This window comes from Nonomuraea sp. B19D2 (assembly GCF_040137845.1).
Classification (GTDB): domain Bacteria; phylum Actinomycetota; class Actinomycetes; order Streptosporangiales; family Streptosporangiaceae; genus Nonomuraea.
This window is the reverse complement of sequence record NZ_JBEFAK010000051.1, coordinates 58135-72622: the sequence shown is the minus strand read 5'-3', so window position 1 is coordinate 72622 and position 14488 is coordinate 58135. Positions and strand designations below refer to the sequence as shown.

14 protein-coding genes are annotated in these 14488 nt (G+C 67.5%); 6 read left to right on the top strand and 8 right to left on the bottom strand.

The features are described 5' to 3' along the window. Positions 1–1242: 1242 nt before the first annotated feature. Both ABN273_RS49805 and ABN273_RS49800 read right to left on the bottom strand, forming a co-directional pair. Positions 1243–1608, bottom strand: a complete 366-nt coding sequence (locus tag ABN273_RS49805; RefSeq protein WP_349456680.1) for a ketosteroid isomerase family protein — start codon at positions 1606–1608, stop codon at positions 1243–1245. A 473-nt stretch (positions 1609–2081) separates the two neighbouring features. Then, positions 2082–2324, bottom strand: a complete 243-nt coding sequence (locus ABN273_RS49800) for a DUF4158 domain-containing protein (RefSeq protein WP_349456679.1) — start codon at positions 2322–2324, stop codon at positions 2082–2084. Positions 2325–2536: 212 nt separating this feature from the next. Between ABN273_RS49800 and ABN273_RS49795 the strand changes: the two genes are divergently transcribed. Continuing rightward, complete coding sequence (locus ABN273_RS49795; RefSeq protein ID WP_349456678.1) at positions 2537–3139, top strand: recombinase family protein; 603 nt, start codon at positions 2537–2539, stop codon at positions 3137–3139. Positions 3140–3267: 128 nt separating this feature from the next. Here ABN273_RS49795 and ABN273_RS49790 read toward each other — a convergent pair whose 3' ends face one another. Both ABN273_RS49790 and ABN273_RS49785 read right to left on the bottom strand, forming a co-directional pair. Then, positions 3268–4413: a DUF1648 domain-containing protein gene (locus tag ABN273_RS49790; RefSeq protein ID WP_349456677.1), complete on the bottom strand. Its 1146-nt coding sequence runs from the start codon at positions 4411–4413 to the stop codon at positions 3268–3270. After that, complete coding sequence (locus ABN273_RS49785) at positions 4410–4799, bottom strand: GntR family transcriptional regulator (protein ID WP_349456676.1); 390 nt, start codon at positions 4797–4799, stop codon at positions 4410–4412. Before ABN273_RS49785 ends, ABN273_RS49790 begins: the two co-directional genes overlap by 4 nt. A gap of 57 nt (positions 4800–4856) precedes the next feature. Between ABN273_RS49785 and ABN273_RS49780 the strand changes: the two genes are divergently transcribed. Genes ABN273_RS49780 through ABN273_RS49770 form a run of 3 tightly spaced genes read left to right on the top strand, consistent with a single transcriptional unit; the run spans position 4857 to position 6894 of the window. Then, positions 4857–5213, top strand: a complete 357-nt coding sequence (locus ABN273_RS49780) for a hypothetical protein (protein WP_349456675.1) — start codon at positions 4857–4859, stop codon at positions 5211–5213. Further along, entirely contained in the window at positions 5210–6100 is an 891-nt protein-coding gene (locus ABN273_RS49775; protein WP_349456674.1) for an ABC transporter ATP-binding protein, read from the top strand. Before ABN273_RS49780 ends, ABN273_RS49775 begins: the two co-directional genes overlap by 4 nt. Beyond that, positions 6097–6894, top strand: coding sequence for an ABC transporter permease (locus ABN273_RS49770; RefSeq protein ID WP_349456673.1), 798 nt, complete (start codon positions 6097–6099; stop codon positions 6892–6894). Before ABN273_RS49775 ends, ABN273_RS49770 begins: the two co-directional genes overlap by 4 nt. 759 nt (positions 6895–7653) lie before the next feature. Here the strand turns inward: ABN273_RS49770 and ABN273_RS49765 are convergent. Then, entirely contained in the window at positions 7654–8706 is a 1053-nt protein-coding gene (locus ABN273_RS49765; RefSeq protein ID WP_349456672.1) for a saccharopine dehydrogenase family protein, read from the bottom strand. Positions 8707–8846: 140 nt separating this feature from the next. On the opposite strand from ABN273_RS49765, the gene ABN273_RS49760 reads away from it, so the two are divergent. Further along, positions 8847–9773, top strand: a complete 927-nt coding sequence (locus ABN273_RS49760) for an AraC family transcriptional regulator (RefSeq protein ID WP_349456670.1) — start codon at positions 8847–8849, stop codon at positions 9771–9773. Positions 9774–10128: 355 nt separating this feature from the next. On the opposite strand, the gene ABN273_RS49755 is transcribed toward ABN273_RS49760, so the two are convergent. After that, positions 10129–11319, bottom strand: coding sequence for a coiled-coil domain-containing protein (locus ABN273_RS49755; RefSeq protein ID WP_349456669.1), 1191 nt, complete (start codon positions 11317–11319; stop codon positions 10129–10131). 335 nt (positions 11320–11654) lie between these two features. Then, the gene (locus tag ABN273_RS49750) at positions 11655–12710 is read right to left on the bottom strand and encodes a tyrosine-type recombinase/integrase (protein ID WP_349456668.1); all 1056 of its coding nucleotides are present in this window, start codon (positions 12708–12710) and stop codon (positions 11655–11657) included. A gap of 170 nt (positions 12711–12880) precedes the next feature. Between ABN273_RS49750 and ABN273_RS49745 the strand changes: the two genes are divergently transcribed. Beyond that, positions 12881–14023: a coiled-coil domain-containing protein gene (locus ABN273_RS49745; RefSeq protein WP_349456667.1), complete on the top strand. Its 1143-nt coding sequence runs from the start codon at positions 12881–12883 to the stop codon at positions 14021–14023. Between the two features lie 273 nt (positions 14024–14296). On the opposite strand, the gene ABN273_RS49740 is transcribed toward ABN273_RS49745, so the two are convergent. Continuing rightward, the gene (locus ABN273_RS49740) at positions 14297–14482 is read right to left on the bottom strand and encodes a hypothetical protein (protein ID WP_349456666.1); all 186 of its coding nucleotides are present in this window, start codon (positions 14480–14482) and stop codon (positions 14297–14299) included. Positions 14483–14488: the final 6 nt, after the last annotated feature.

Below are 14488 nucleotides of genomic sequence, written 5' to 3'. Positions count from 1 at the left end.
TCTCCTCACGCAGGTCGAACACCATCTTGATGGCGCGTTCACGCAGCTCTTGGGGGTACTTCCTCGGTGCGGGCACGACTCCCAGCCTTCCAGTCTTGGGAGCCTCCAACCAACCCGGGGCAGCTCATGCACCCCCAACTGCTCTGCCAGCCTGGCCGCCGTTATCTTTGGTGGCTCTCAGTCGTGCAGCAAGTACTTCAAGTAGTGTGGGCGGCTACTTGGCACACAGTATTTGGGTGTCCGTACGGCATGTTGGGCATGTCGGGTGCGGCCGAGCGGCACTACCGGGCTGAACGAGCGGTGGCCGCCGATGAGTCGGTGTCGTGGGTGGTGGTTGATGATGAGGATTTCGGGTTGCATGTCGAGGCGTGCGCGTACCTGGCGGGGCGGGGCGGGCGTTCAACACCGAGAAGACCTACGCGGGCCGGATCGCCTTGTACTTGTCGTACTGCCGAGGTCATGGGCTGGACTGGGCCGGCCCGAGCCTTCCGCAGCTGATGGCGATGATGCGCTGGCTGGTGGACGAGCCGATGCCGGCGCGCTCGCGCAAACCGGGCGCCGCGGTGCGGTATCGCAGCGAGGGGACCGCGAACGCGATCAGGGGGACCGTCGGGGAGTTCCTGTCGTGGTGCAGCTTGCAGGGCTGGAGTGCCGCCGACGGTGGTCAACACGCTTACTCAGCCGAAGTTCCTGCGCTACCTGCCGGCGGGGTTCGATCCGGGCGAGGACGGTCAGTACCGCACGGTTCAAGGCCCGCGCGATCAAGTACAGGGTCGCGATCCCGGGCTATGAGTGGCTGACGGATGAGGAGCAACTGATCGCCTGGGAAGCGCCCGAAACCCTGGGTCTCCTGGTCTGAGGCGTGAGCGTCTGGGAACATCGTGAGCGAGATCCGGACGCCCGCGCCTTTTCACGACCCGGCTCCACTGCGGCGCCTCATCGCAACGCCTAGCCCTTAGCTTGCTGACCAGCACGCTTCTTGCCGGGCTGGTTACGTCCAGAGGCGCGCCCTATCGCTCGACCTGAAGGCTTCTTGGCGCCGTTTGAGCTGTTTGTCCCCCTCGAACCGTCCAGGTTCCATCGGTCGATGCGATTCGCGAATCTGGCGGAGAAGAGCACGGCTACCGGCCTAACCTGTTGGATGCCTTCGTCGTTCATAACGGCCTGACCCTCACCGGGAGCCCGCTATGAACCCTGACTTTTCAACCTTTGTACTCTGACTGACGAATCCATCTGAAAGTGTCATAGCCGGCTCCATCTGAAAGTGTCATAGCCGGCGTAGTACGAGCCGTCTTCATCCTGCATGAGCACGAACGTCTCAGCGAAGGCCGACTTGTAACCGTTCCAACTCGGGAGTGTGAGCGCCCCTGTCACGAGAACGACTGCGGTGCCGTCTGCCTGGGGCATGATGTCCACCAGCCGGTTCTCGTAGTCCCAATTTCCGACGTCGGCCACCGCGTCTACGATGGCCGCCGGGCCTACGGCCTCGTCTCCGTCATAGTTCAGAACCGAGTTCTCCCGGTACATGCTCCCGATACTCGCGCGAGCGTTCTTGAACACGTCGTAATAGGAGTCGATGAACTCATAGGCTTTTTGCCAAATGTCCACGGTCTTCCTTTCGGTTGCGCCTCAGTACGGATGCCTCATGCTTGGAGGGCTGGAGAGTTCTGACAGCACCGCCTCGGCTGGACGTCACTCTGCCCCTACCGATGGTAACGATCATCCTTCGACGCCCCGACCCCCGAGGGGATGGAACAGAAGGCGCTCCAGCAAAGGGGGCGGGCGCAGCCAGCCAGGTTGGGTGGCGGCTCGCTGCAGCTCTGGGAGTTTTGAGCCGACCAGGGGACTGCCCCCTTTCACCAGTACTGCACCCCGCCAAGGGCGGGGCCATGGTTCACCTCCGCCCCCCACCAGCGAGATCACTTAACGCCAAAGGTCGGAGTGCTGCGACGCGCCCTTAACGACCTTGAGGCGCTCTCCGCACGCCCGGTTCTTCTTGGGTCCGGGCTGCGTTCGGTCAACTTGGCCTACGTGAAAGAAGAGATCATCGTCCTCTGACCTGCTGGAAGGGTCCTCCAACCCTAGATAACCCTCGCCGCAGGCGGCACCGAGGCGACATCATCCGGAACGAACCCCAACCACGGCAGCGTCGCCAGCTGGACGGCAAGCCCCAACTTGTCCCCAGGCCCCCGCCCATGTCCCGGATCCACGAACGCCCGATCCGCCTGCGTCAACCTGAAATGCTTGTTCAACTCCTCGCGGCTGATCTCCGGGAACGACTGCAACTGCTCCAGCTGCTCGGCCGTGAACATCTTCTGCGACACGAAACCCCACCCAACGCAAGAACCGGGACAAACGGTCCGAACGTAGCGGCAGCTCCCACAGAGACGATCACCGGCCCCCACCTAACCCCAGCTCAGGGCCATATCCGACGGAAATTCCTACAGGACTACCGGGACCCGCCGCAGGTGGGTACTGTCGATAACTCGTGTCGAAAATCAATGTCGGTGAACGGTGCGTGGAGTAGATTTCGACAGTGCTCTTCGGCTATGCGCAGATCAGTACCGCCGGCCAGAACCCCGCCCACCAGATCGACGCGCTGCTGCGCGCGGGCGTCGACCGCAACGACATCTATCTGGACAAGGCCAGTGGCGCCAAGGCCTCCCGGCCCAGCCTCGACCTGGTCCTCAAGCTGTTGCGCGAGGGCGACACGCTGAAGGTCACCCGGCTGGACCGGCTGTCGCGTTCAGTCCTGCACCTGGTCACCCTCGGGGCGGACCTGCGCGAACGCCAGGTGGGCCTGCATGTGATCGAGCAGGGCATCGACACCGACATGATGGAGGGCCGCGCGATGTTCGGCATGCTGTCGGTCCTGGCCGAGTTGCAGCGCGAGCTGATCGTCGCCAGCACGATGGACGGCCTGGCCTCCGCCCGTGCGCGCGGCCGGGTCGGAGGCCGTCGCCCCCGCCTCACCCCCGAGCAGGCGGCGCTGGCCCAAGAGCTGTACGACGCGCGAGTCAAGACCGTCCAGCAGATCGCTGACCTGTTCGGTGTGCCCCGCTCCACCGTCTACGGCCACCTAGACAAAGACACCACTGTGCACAGGCAGCCGAAGACGAAGCCCACGACGAAGGCGTAGCTGTCATCCGATCAGATGCTCCAGGCGCTCGCCCCTTAGCGCCAACACCCGCCAGTGGGGGCCCGGGGCCCCTGAACATAACCCGCGTATACCTCCGAGCTGAGCCGGGACATGGCACCGGCAAATCATCAGAAGAGGCTGTGCTTCTCCGGCAGATCAACGACGCCTGCCAGCGCCAACCCCGCGAACACGATCAAGGCAACAGCGAGGACACCGAGCAGGAGCCAGGCAATCGGATGGCCGAGATTAAGGGTCCACGAGGAGGAGCCGAGACGGGCGTGCACGAGCAGAGCCGGGTCGAGGCGGTTGACGTAGACGGTGCCGGCGAGGAACCAGTGGCGGTCGTCGTCGCGCTGGCCGACCCCGGAGTCCTCCAGTTCCTCGCCTGGCAGAGCGGGGAGCCGGTGCCCGGCCTGGCCCACCTTGATCTCCCACATCAGCCAGCCGCCCAGCAGCACGATGAGCGGGGCGTAGATGACCACCTGCCAGGCGGTCACGGGGGTGACGATCTCCCACAGCTGCAGGGCTGCGAAGAACAGAGCCAGGTTCAGGCAGGCCGCGGACAGCAACGACATCGCCGCAACGCCGCGCAGGTAGATGCGGTAGCGGCGGGCTGAACCTTGGGGTCTGGCGGCATCGAGGTCGGGGCGGGCGCGTAGCGCGGCCAGGACTGTGGCCAGGACGATCAGGGTAATGGCGATCTGGTAGATCACCGGCTGGAAGGCGTTCAGCACGGTGGTGGGTTCACGCTGCGAGGAGGCTGTGCCGTACCCGAGAAACAGCGGCAGCGTGACGGGCAGTCCGCCGTAGCGTGCCCAGCCGATGCCCGCGGTGAACAGCAGCACGGACAGGGCGGGCAACCCCCACGACCACGGCACGCGAACCGGGTCGGTGCGGAAGGTGGTATCCACGGTGACGCCCTGACGCCGCTCGGCCGCCCACCGGCCGGCGAGCTTGGCGGCGCGGACCATGCGATGAGCGCGGTAGAACAACAGCAGGTCCACGACAATTACCACCGTCGTGGCGATGCCGATCGCGACGGCAGAGCCCGTGACCAGCAGCACCAGGATCGAGACCACTGCGGCAAGCGCGGCCACCAGAACGGTCAGACGAGCGTAGAACCGCCGCGCCGCGATGATGACGGGATCGCCTGCCCGCTGGATGCCGACGCGTACTCCGAACGGCAGGGTAGGCCTGGCCAGCGCCGGCAGCGCCAGCATGAGGGACGTGACCAGTGCGATGAGGATCAGGTCGGCGCTGAGGAACGGGATCACGGGCTCTCCTCGAAGGCGATCAGTAGAGCCTCGCACCGGCTCAGCACATCCTGCCGATCGATGCCGTGGACGGTGGCTTCTGCCAGCAGTACGCGCATGCGTTCCTCCCAGTCGTCGATGAACGGCGCCTCGGGCGGGCCGGTGTCGGCATCGCGCCGTACGACCGCGCCGCTCTTGCGGTTGATCCGGATGACGCCCTGCTGTCGCAGCAGGTCGTAGGCCTTGTTCACGGTATGGAAGTTGATGCCGAAATCCGCGGCGAGTTGCCGCGTGGAGGGTAGCGGGTCGCCTTCGCGCGCCTGCCGTCTGGCGATCGCCTCCACGATCCGGTCCCGGATCTGCTGGTAGATCGGGACCTCGCTGTCGAGGTCAAGGGTCAGCTGCACAACCGTCACTATATCTGATATACAACTAATAGAACAGATAGTTATGGAGGACGCATCGTGCTGCAGGTAGAGATTCACCAGGAAACGCTGACCGTCCGCTTCGCCCCATGGACACGACTGTTCACCAGGACCAGCGCTGTGAGCGTGCCGCCGGCGCAGATCGCCGAGGTGCACCTGCTCGATCGGCCGCTTGCGACTGCCACGGGCACGCACTACGGCCTGCTCGTCTCCGGCGTCATCAAGGTCGGCACCTGGACGTCCCTGACCGGCGTCAAGCGTCTGGTCGCCGCCCGCCGAGAGGTCACCGGCCTGCGGATCGTCCTGAAGGGCCGGGTGTCGGGCTACGACGAGCTGATCCTCAGTGTTCCGGACGCCGAACAGCTTCAGCGCCGGCTGATCGCGGTGATGGCATGAACGTCGAGGTGCATGGCCTGACGAAGGCGTTCGGGTCGATAACTGCCGTCACCGACCTCAGTTTCGAGGCCAAAGCGGGGAACGTCACCGGATTCCTGGGGCCGAACGGCGCCGGCAAGACCACGACCATCCGCATGATGATCGACCACGTCGCCCCCACCTGCGGCAGTGTGACGATCGGCGGGCGGCGCTACCGCGACATCCCACGCCCCACCACCGTGGTGGGCGCGGTCTTCGACGCCGCCTCCTTCCACCCGCAGCACTCGGCCAGGGACCACCTGCGGATCTACGCCGCAATGGGCGGATACCCCAGCGGCCGGGTCGAGGACCTGCTCAGCCTTCTGGGCCTGGCCGGGGCCGCCGGGCGCAGGACGGGCGGCTTCTCCACCGGCATGCGGCAGCGGCTCAACCTGGCCACCGCTCTGCTGGGCGACCCCCGCGTCCTGTTGCTGGACGAGCCGAGCAACGGCCTGGACCCCGAGGGCATGGCGTGGCTGCGCTCCTTCCTGCGCGATCTGGCCGATGAGGGCCGCACCATCCTGGTCTCCAGCCACGTGCTCAGCGAGGTCCAGCAGGTCGCCGACGACGTGGTGGTCATCAGGCAGGGGCGGCTGCTGGCCGCCGGCTCCCTGCACGAGCTGTCCGGTACGACGCAAGCCGTGCTGGTACGCACGCCCGACGCCACCGAACTGCGCCCGATCCTGTCCCGCCAGGCCCACCGGGTGGACACGACCAGCCCGCAGGACCTGCGCGTCCGCGGCCTCGACCCGGCCCGGATCGCCGATCTGGCCGCCGCTCACGGGTTGCGCGTCCACGGCCTGACCACCGAACACCGCAGTCTGGAGGAGATCTTCCTCGACTTGACCGGCGAACGGACGAACGCATGAAGCCCCTCATCCACGCGGAGTTCCGTCGACTGCTCGCCACCCGGATGTGGCTGGGCACCCTACTCGTGGCCGCCCTCCTCGGCGGCGGCCTGATCGGGCTGCTCGCTCTCATCGAACCGGAGAACTTCGACCCCCCGATGCCAGGGCTGCACACCGAAGCCGGAGTGCGAGCCGTGGCCGGCTTCCTCGGTTTCACCGCCTTCATCCCCGCCGCGATCGGCACCCTGGCCGTGACCTCGGAATACCGGCACCGGACCATCAACTTCACGTTCCTGTTCGCGCCGGACCGTTGGCGGGTGCTGGCCGCCAAGCTCATCACCTACGGTCTGGCGGGCATGATCTACGGGCTCGTCCTGTCGGGCACCGCCGCTGTGGCGTTGTTCGGCGCCGCCGCGGCCCGCGGCATCAGCCTGGGGCTGCCCGCCGGGACCATCATCGAACTGCTGGGCCGCCTGGCGGTCGCGATGGTCGCCTACACAGTGCTCGGCGTGGGCATGGGCGCGCTGATTCGCCAACAGATCGCAGCATTGTGCGTGGTGATCGGCTACCTGTACGGCGCGGAGCTGCTGCTCATCATGATCCCTGGTGTCCGCAACCTGTACCCCTGGCTGCCCGGCGGCGCGACCGCGGCACTGACCGACTTCACCGCCGTGGCCGACGCCCTGGCCCGGCAACTGTCCAGCGAACCCGTCCAGTTGCTGTCTCCGATGGCCGGGACGCTGATCCTGCTCGGATACACCGCGCTGGCGAGCACGGCCGCACTACTCCATCCGATGCGCCGCGACCTCGCCTGATGAAACTCCCAGCCGTCGCCGTTACTGCGCCCTCGGCCTCGCCGTCACCTATCGGTTCGACCTACTGCCGCAATCCCTAACTTTGATCGGAAACGCAATGACCTTGCATCTGCAGGTTCGAGTCGTCGTCACCGTTGCCCCCGCGGCCATGACCTCGGCTACGGCGGGAAGGGCCGCGGTCATGGAGTTGAGCCACGAGACCACCATCGGGGCGAACTCCGCTGCAATCGTTATCTGGGGTATTCAAGCGAACTGGCTGGTCAGAGGCTTGAAGGCCTGTCAGCCATGTAAGGCGAGTAGGTCGGCCGCGGCTGCCGCGCCAGGGGCCGTCGAGAGGTCCTTAGCCGCGCGAAAAGACCCCGCCGGTGGATCAAGGGCTGCAGTTCTGTCGGGGTCCCAATCGGGATCTTTCGGGCGCTCACTATAAGGCGAGCTCGACGGCAGAGATCAACGGCGCCCCCTGACGAGAGATCTTCCGGGTTCGCGGCCCATCATAGGCCGACAACAAGGAATTCTTTCATCTTGCGCCGTAAGTGCGGGAAGATTTCCCTACTGGGGGGCCCGCTCGGGTTCGCGCGACCAGCCCAAAGTAGGCCCTCAGCTCCCGAACGTGTCCCAACCGCCAGGTAGCTGATCTTCTACAGGTCTGCGGGGGCTCACCCGAAGAGGGCCGGGAGTGAGCTGGACCTGATCGGGATCTGGCGATCCTGCCCAGACGATCACACACCGTGGCTGCTCGTTACCGGAGAAGGCTCATTGTCAGGTCGCCGGCGCGTCCTCGGTGATCCACTGGATCCCATGTGGGATGAGGAAGTCGAGGAAGGCGGTCGGGTGGTAGGCCTGGGCGGGTGCGAGTACTCCCGGCTTGGCAGGGTCGGCGATGAGACGGCGGGCGCTTTCGACGGCGATCACCGCGGTTGTGCCGTAGGTGTCGGGACCCTGGACAATGCCGCGGGCGCGGCGGCCGTCGGTACCGGTGGCGTCGAGCACGTAGGTGAAGTGCTGGGTGCGGCGGCTGTCCTCATCGGGTCCTTCCGGCAGGCTTTCGATGATCTCCGGTGTGAGCGGGATGTTCAGCTGGTCGCCCAACGCCGCCTCGGTCAGGCCCTCGACATGCCGGACGCGGATGTGACGGGGAATGGTCACCACCTCCGGCACAGGGAAGGCCATCACCGGGGTTGCCTCCGACTGTCCGGGCAGCCTGATCGCGGTGTGGCGGGCGGGCATGCCGGAGCGCCAGTCGCCGTCGTCGTAGGTCATGCCTCCCGCCTTGATGGCGTCGATCGTCTCGACCAGCGAGCGCAGCGAGCCGCGCGACATGCCGCCGCCCCCGACGATCACGTGGGTGGTGATGATCTCTTCGACCGATTCAAGGTGGTCGGCCAGGATGTGGGCCATGAGGTCTACCGGGACGCAGCCGTCGTTGGCGGCAGGTACGACGGTGACCCCGGCGTTCTCCGCCTCCGTGGTGAAGGTGTCGAAGATTTTCTTGATGTAGAGCTGCTCGCCTGAGGTGTCGACGTAGTGACAGCCGGCGGCGATCGCGGCGCGGACCACGGCTTCACCTGAGGAGGTGAAGGGTCCGGCGCAGTTGATGACGCCGTCGCAGCCGCGGAACGCGCGCACCAGCGCCTCATGGTCGCTGGTGTCGGCCACGCGTCGTTCCGCGTCGAGGAGGCCGACCGCCGAGGCGGCCTCCTCCAGACGCGCGAGATCACGTCCGGCCAGGACCGTCTCGATGTCGCGTCGTGCCAGTTCGGTGAGCACGAGCTTGCCCTGGTATCCACTCGCGCCATAAACGGCGATCTTCATGTCGTCTCCTCATGATGGAGCTGCGCGGTTGCTCAGCCACCAGCACAGTAAGGCGCCGACACAAGACGATTGAATGCGTGATCCGCTCTAGTGTTTGCGTCATCGTCTTCGCCGAGGTCGTCGATGGTTACACTGGCTGCGTGGATGTTCTGTCTGATGTGGTGAGCGCGGCGCGTACCGGTCGACCCCACTCGGGCCGGGTGACCAAGTCCGCTCCCTTCGCCGAGCGGTTTGCGCCGGTGCCGTCCGCCGGGTTTCACATCGTTCTCCAGGGAACGTGCTGGTTTCTCCCCTCACAGGGTGAGCCGATCGCGCTCGGGCCGGGCGACGTGGCGTTCCTGCCGCGCGGATCCGCACACGGCCTGGCCGACGAACCGTCCACCCCGGTAAGCGAGCCGCCCACACCGCTCGCCGGAGTCCATGACGACCGCGACGACGAAACGTCAGCCGACCGGCCGCCGACGGTGGTCATGCTCTGCGGCGCCTACCTCCTGGACGAATCCGCGCCGCATCCACTCCTGAACGACCTGCCCGAGGTCATCCACCTGCCGACGCGGGTAGGGCGCCACAGGGAGCTCCGCGCCGCGGTCGAACTCCTCGGCGTGGAGCTGGACAGCGACGCCCGCCCGGGCTCCGACACCATCCTGCTCACCCTGCTGGATCTTCTCCTGCTCTACATCCTGCGCGCGTGGTTCGAAGAACAGCGCGTCTCCGGGCATTCCGCCACCGGCTGGGCGGCGGCCCTGCACGATCCCGCCGTCGCCGCCGCCCTGCGCGCCATCCACGAAGACCCCAGCCGGCAATGGACCGTCGAGGAGCTGGGCGCGCAGGCACGCCTGTCCCGCGCCGCCTTCGTTCGGCGGTTCACCCATCTGGTCGGCCAGCCACCACTCACCTACCTGACCTGGTGGCGGATGACCACCGCAGCCCGGCTCCTGCGCACCTCCGACGCCCCCGTCAACACGATCGCCCAGCAGGTCGGCTACAGCTCGCAGTACACCTTCACCCATGCCTTCAAACGCCAGTACGGGTCACCGCCCGGCAGTTACCGGCACCACGCCGGCTGAAGACAACACCCGCGTAGGGATCTTCGAGGTTTGGCGCCTATGACATGTTGGTTAACGGCGCCCCGAGTCTTGTGCCTCACCTCGCCTCCGCGCGGCCAGACCCGTGCAGGGCAGCCTGTCGCGATTAGGTGGTGTCCCGCCAGGATGCTCACCTGCCCCCGAAAAACGGATAGAGGAGGACAAAACATCCCGCCTGACAGGGCCTTTCGGGTTCCGATTGACGACAGGATTTTCCGACAGGCAGAACGGGGTGTGGTCATGTCCGCCCAGCATTGACCAGGCAAGGCTCAACAAGATCAATGCCGTTCGGGGTCATGACACGCTTCTTACCGGCACCCCGTCAACGGGAACGAGGCTAGGACGAGGAACGGAGTTCCGCAGCCACCGCCCGCTCCCGCAACTGCGCCGCCTCCGCCCGTACCGTCTCCAGCTCAGCCCGCATGTCCTCGAGCCGTACCCGCTCCAACCTCAACTCCCCCAGCAACCGATCCCGCTCCTTCGCCGCGGCCTCAGCCCGCGACTTCTCCCGGGACACCTGCTTCCGCTCCCGGGACAGCGCCGACGAGGACTCCGCCGCTTTCTCCTCCAACCGCGCCACCTCCGCCGCCGCCTGCGCGGCATCCTTGAGCGCCACCGCTCGATCCCGCTCCGCCTCGGCCGCCGCCCGCTCAGCCGTGACGGCCCGTTCCACGGCCCGATCCCGTTCATGCGCCGCCGCCTCGGCGCGGGCCTGCGCCCCGGCCACCTCCCGCTCGGCCTGCTCGCGCGCCCGCACAGCCGCCGCCGTCTCGTCCCGGGCCCGGTCCCGTTCCTGTCGCGCCTGGTCGGCGTCCTCTTCCGCCTGTACGGCCTGCGCCCGAGCCTCGGCGGTACGCCGCTCCGCCGACTCAACTCGCTCGGCCAGCTCCTGAACGGCCTGATCCCTGGCCTGCTCCGTCAACTCGACCCGGTGGAGCGCCTCCTCGGCCCGCCGCTCGGCCGCCTCCGCGCGCCGCTGCGCCTCCTCGGCCGTCTGCAACGCCTGCCGTTCGGTGCTGGCCGCCTCCCGCAACGCGGCCAGCGCCTGCTCCCGCGCTCGCTCGGCATCCCCCAGAGCCGTCTCCCGCTCGCTTTCCGCCTCCTCGAGCCGCGCCCGCATCTCGGCCGTCTGCCTGCGGGCGTGCTCGGTGGCCTCGCGTGCCAGCCGTACCTGCTCGAATGCCTGCTCCCGCTCGGTGCGCGCGATCGCGACCCGCGTGTGCGCCTCGGCCTGGACCGCGCTCAGCTTGGCCTCAACCCCTGCCGGGCTCAGCTCCTCGGCCAGCGCCCGCGCCAGCGGCTCGATGGCTGCGGCCAGCCCACTCTCCATCCGGTCGTACAACTGCTCGGCCCTGGCCAGCGCCCCCTCCAGCCCCGGCGTGGCCCTCCGCAACTCCCGCTCCCGCTTGGCCGCCGCCTGACAGTCCTTCTCGGGACAGTACGCCTTGGGCCGCCCTCTCCCCCGCCGCTGCTCGATCGGCGCTCCGCAGTGCTTACAAGGCGTCACCACGCTGGTCTCTGCAGTCACGGCGACAGGATACCATTTTCGATTTTCTAGAAAATAGAAATCAAAAATGATGCTTCGTTGCGTCGGCAGGTTGCCTCGATAACTTGCGAGAAGGCAACATTCCCGAAAGTTATCGGAACGAGACCACCCTGACGGCCCAGCCGACCCCGCTGCGTGTGTGTGACTTCTCGCTGCAGGTGGCATTTCTCGCTATACCTGGCATGGCGACGCGATTCTCTCAACGCAGATGGCACGAACTCTCGGAGGGAGGGCTTCGGGTTCTGGTTGCGTCCACGGGAGTGGTGTACGAGTTTGACGGAGTCCTGCGCGCCTGCCATTCTGTGCGTTTTTACTGGTCAGAGCCCTACATTGCGCATGGCGTTGTCCCGCCAGCGGTCCACGGCGCGGATGTACCGCAGGACCACGGGCGAGGCCGGGGCCCAGCGGCCGTGTTTGGCGATGACCGCCACCGGGACGCCGGCGGCGTAGGCGACGGTGGCGCCGCCGGCGCGCAGGCTGTGCGCGGTGATGGTCTCGGCGGAGGGCACGCCGGCGCGGACGGCGAGGTCGCGCACGATGGTGTTGACCGCGTCGGCGCCGAGGGAGGGGCCGATGGTGCCGTGCCGGTTGATCCGGCGCAGCAGCCGTCCTGAGGTGTGTCCGGCCTGGTCGAGGACGTGGATCCAGTCGCGCCAGGCGGCGACGGGGTCGGTGAGCGGGTGCGTGCCGCGCGGGATGGCGATGGTCTCGCCGGCGGAGTCCTTGTCGGTCTTGGAGGTGCGGATGGTCACCTCCAGGCCGTCGGCGACCTCGCGCACGTCCTCCCGGGTGAGGGCGACGAGTTCGCTGCGGCGGCCCATCAGGGCCAGGCCGAGCACGAGCAGCAGCCGGTCGCGCCGTCCGATCGGCGTGTCGAGGTCGCAGGCGCTGACCATGGCGCGGAGCGCGTCGATGGTGATGGGCGGGGCCTCGCGCTGGCCGCGGCCTCCGGCCTCGGCGCGCCGGCGCTTGTAGGCGCGCAGGGCCAGGCGGGCAGACTCGGTGGCGGGCCGGCCGGTGTGCCCGGCCAGCCGGTGCATGGTGCGCACCGCGGCGATGGCCTGCTCGATGCTGGCCGGGGCCTGCCCCGCCTCGCACAGCTGGGAGGTGTATTCGGCCAGCGTGTGGGCGGTGGCGGGCAGCGCGATGCGGCCGTGCGTGGTGCACCAGGCGGTGAAGAGGGCCCACTGGCGGGCGTAGGCGCGGCGGGTGTTGGCCGGCACGCCGTCGGCGATCCGCTCCTGGGTACGCGCGCTGAGCGTGTAGTCCGCGGCGGTATGCCCGCCTTCACGTGCCGTATTTTCTGGAAGCGGATAAATCGGCGGCCGCTCCCCCACCGCTCGTGCCGGCAGCGTCTCCTGCTCGTCGTGCACGCCCGTCTCCCGCCCGTACCCACGCGACCCACGCCCGTCCGGCACCGGTCCGGCGCCGCGATTCTGACCCGCGATAAGGAAGGTTATCACGGGTCAGGTCTCAATCCATGATTGTTCGCGAACGCACGGAACTCCTGCGATCGAACGCTGCGAACGCTACTCTGCTGCTTGTGGCGAACGATCAGGAAACTGTGGCGGCAGACCTGCCGGCCGGAAGTGACGAAAAGGTGGACAGTGGGACGATCGGGACGGCTGAGCAGCTGCGGTGTGCCGGCCCCGGCTGTGCCAAGGCCCTGCCCGGGCGCAGCAGCCGCGCCAAGTACTGCAGCGACGCCTGCCGGGCCGCCGCCTACCGGGCGCGCACCACCGCGCACACTGCCCCCGTGGCCAACGCACTGCTGCGCACGCAGGATCTCATTGCCCCGCTGCTGGCCGCAGGCGAGCAATGGCAGGCCGCCCAGGAAGCGCTGCGCGCCCAACTCGCCGAACTGAGCAGCGGCGCCCTGGCCCAGGTGGAGGCCGCCGAACAGGCCGCCGAAGAAGCCCGCGCCGCCGCTGCGGCCGCCGAGCAACGCGCCACCACTGCGGCCAACACCGCCGCAGCCCGGATCGCCGCCGCCGAACAGGCCCGTGCCCAGGCTGAGACCGCCCGCGATCGTGCCGAGGAGCGCGAGCAGGATGCCTGGCGACAGGTCGGCGAACACCAGAACGCCCGCTCCCAAGCCGAGCGGCTCGTCACCGTAGCCGCCGACCGGCAGCGTCAGGCCGAGCACGACCGGGACGCCGACCGGCAGCGAACCGCCGAACTCACTGAGCTGCATGCCACCGCGACCGCCCGCATCACCGAACTGGAACAGCAGGCCAGCGAGCAGCAGCACGAGCTCACTGACCTCCGTCGTCAGCTGAAGGAACAGGAAGCCCGGACCCGGAAAGCCGAGCAGGAACGCGACCAGGCTCGCGGCACCGCCACAGCGCACACCCAGGAGATCGACCGGCTGCGCCAGGCGCTCACCGCCGAACAACAGCGACGCGAGCAAGCAGTCACCTCGGCCGCCGTGGCCGAGCAGGCCCGCACCCTCGCAGACCAAGCCAGAGCCGCGTCTCTCGGCGAGACCGAACGCCTGCGGGGCGAACTCGCCGACCTCACCAGCGCGCTGAAGAGTGCCCAGCAGCAACGCGAAGAGGCAGTAACAGCCGCCGCCGTCGCACAGGCGCTCCTGCACAAGCAGCAATCCCGTCGCGCACCCGATCAGACCGAACCCGAGGCTCTTTCTCACATCACGGCAGAAGCACCAGCGGTATCGGACTCATAATCCCGTTGATATCGAGCGAGTGATCGCCGATCAAGACGTCAACCTGCGCGTACTCGCTCTCATGTGACTGGCACCGCCAGTCCGGAGCTCGCCCGTGCATCGTCGCGCCAAGATCACCGCATTCAGCGGGCCGCGGAAGCGAATCCGCCTGCCACGGCGAGTTCGAGGCGACATCTCGCGATGCACGTCAGCGGCAAACGATGTCCGACCGTATCCCGACCGTCACTTCCCTGACCGCCGGATTGTGCTCTCCGGAACACGCCTGCGTGTCGGTCATAGCAGGTCCCGTAGTATCGCCGCGCTCACCGGTTTGCCGGGGTCGGTGGCCAGCCGTTGCGACCAGTCACCGTCGGCGTCATGGGCGTACGGCGCGACGAACGCCGGAGTCCCGAGGTCGAAGCGTGTGCTGGTGGTGAGATCGCCGGTGTCGACGGTGTCCCAGCCCAGCTGGTCGAGCAAGGTGGT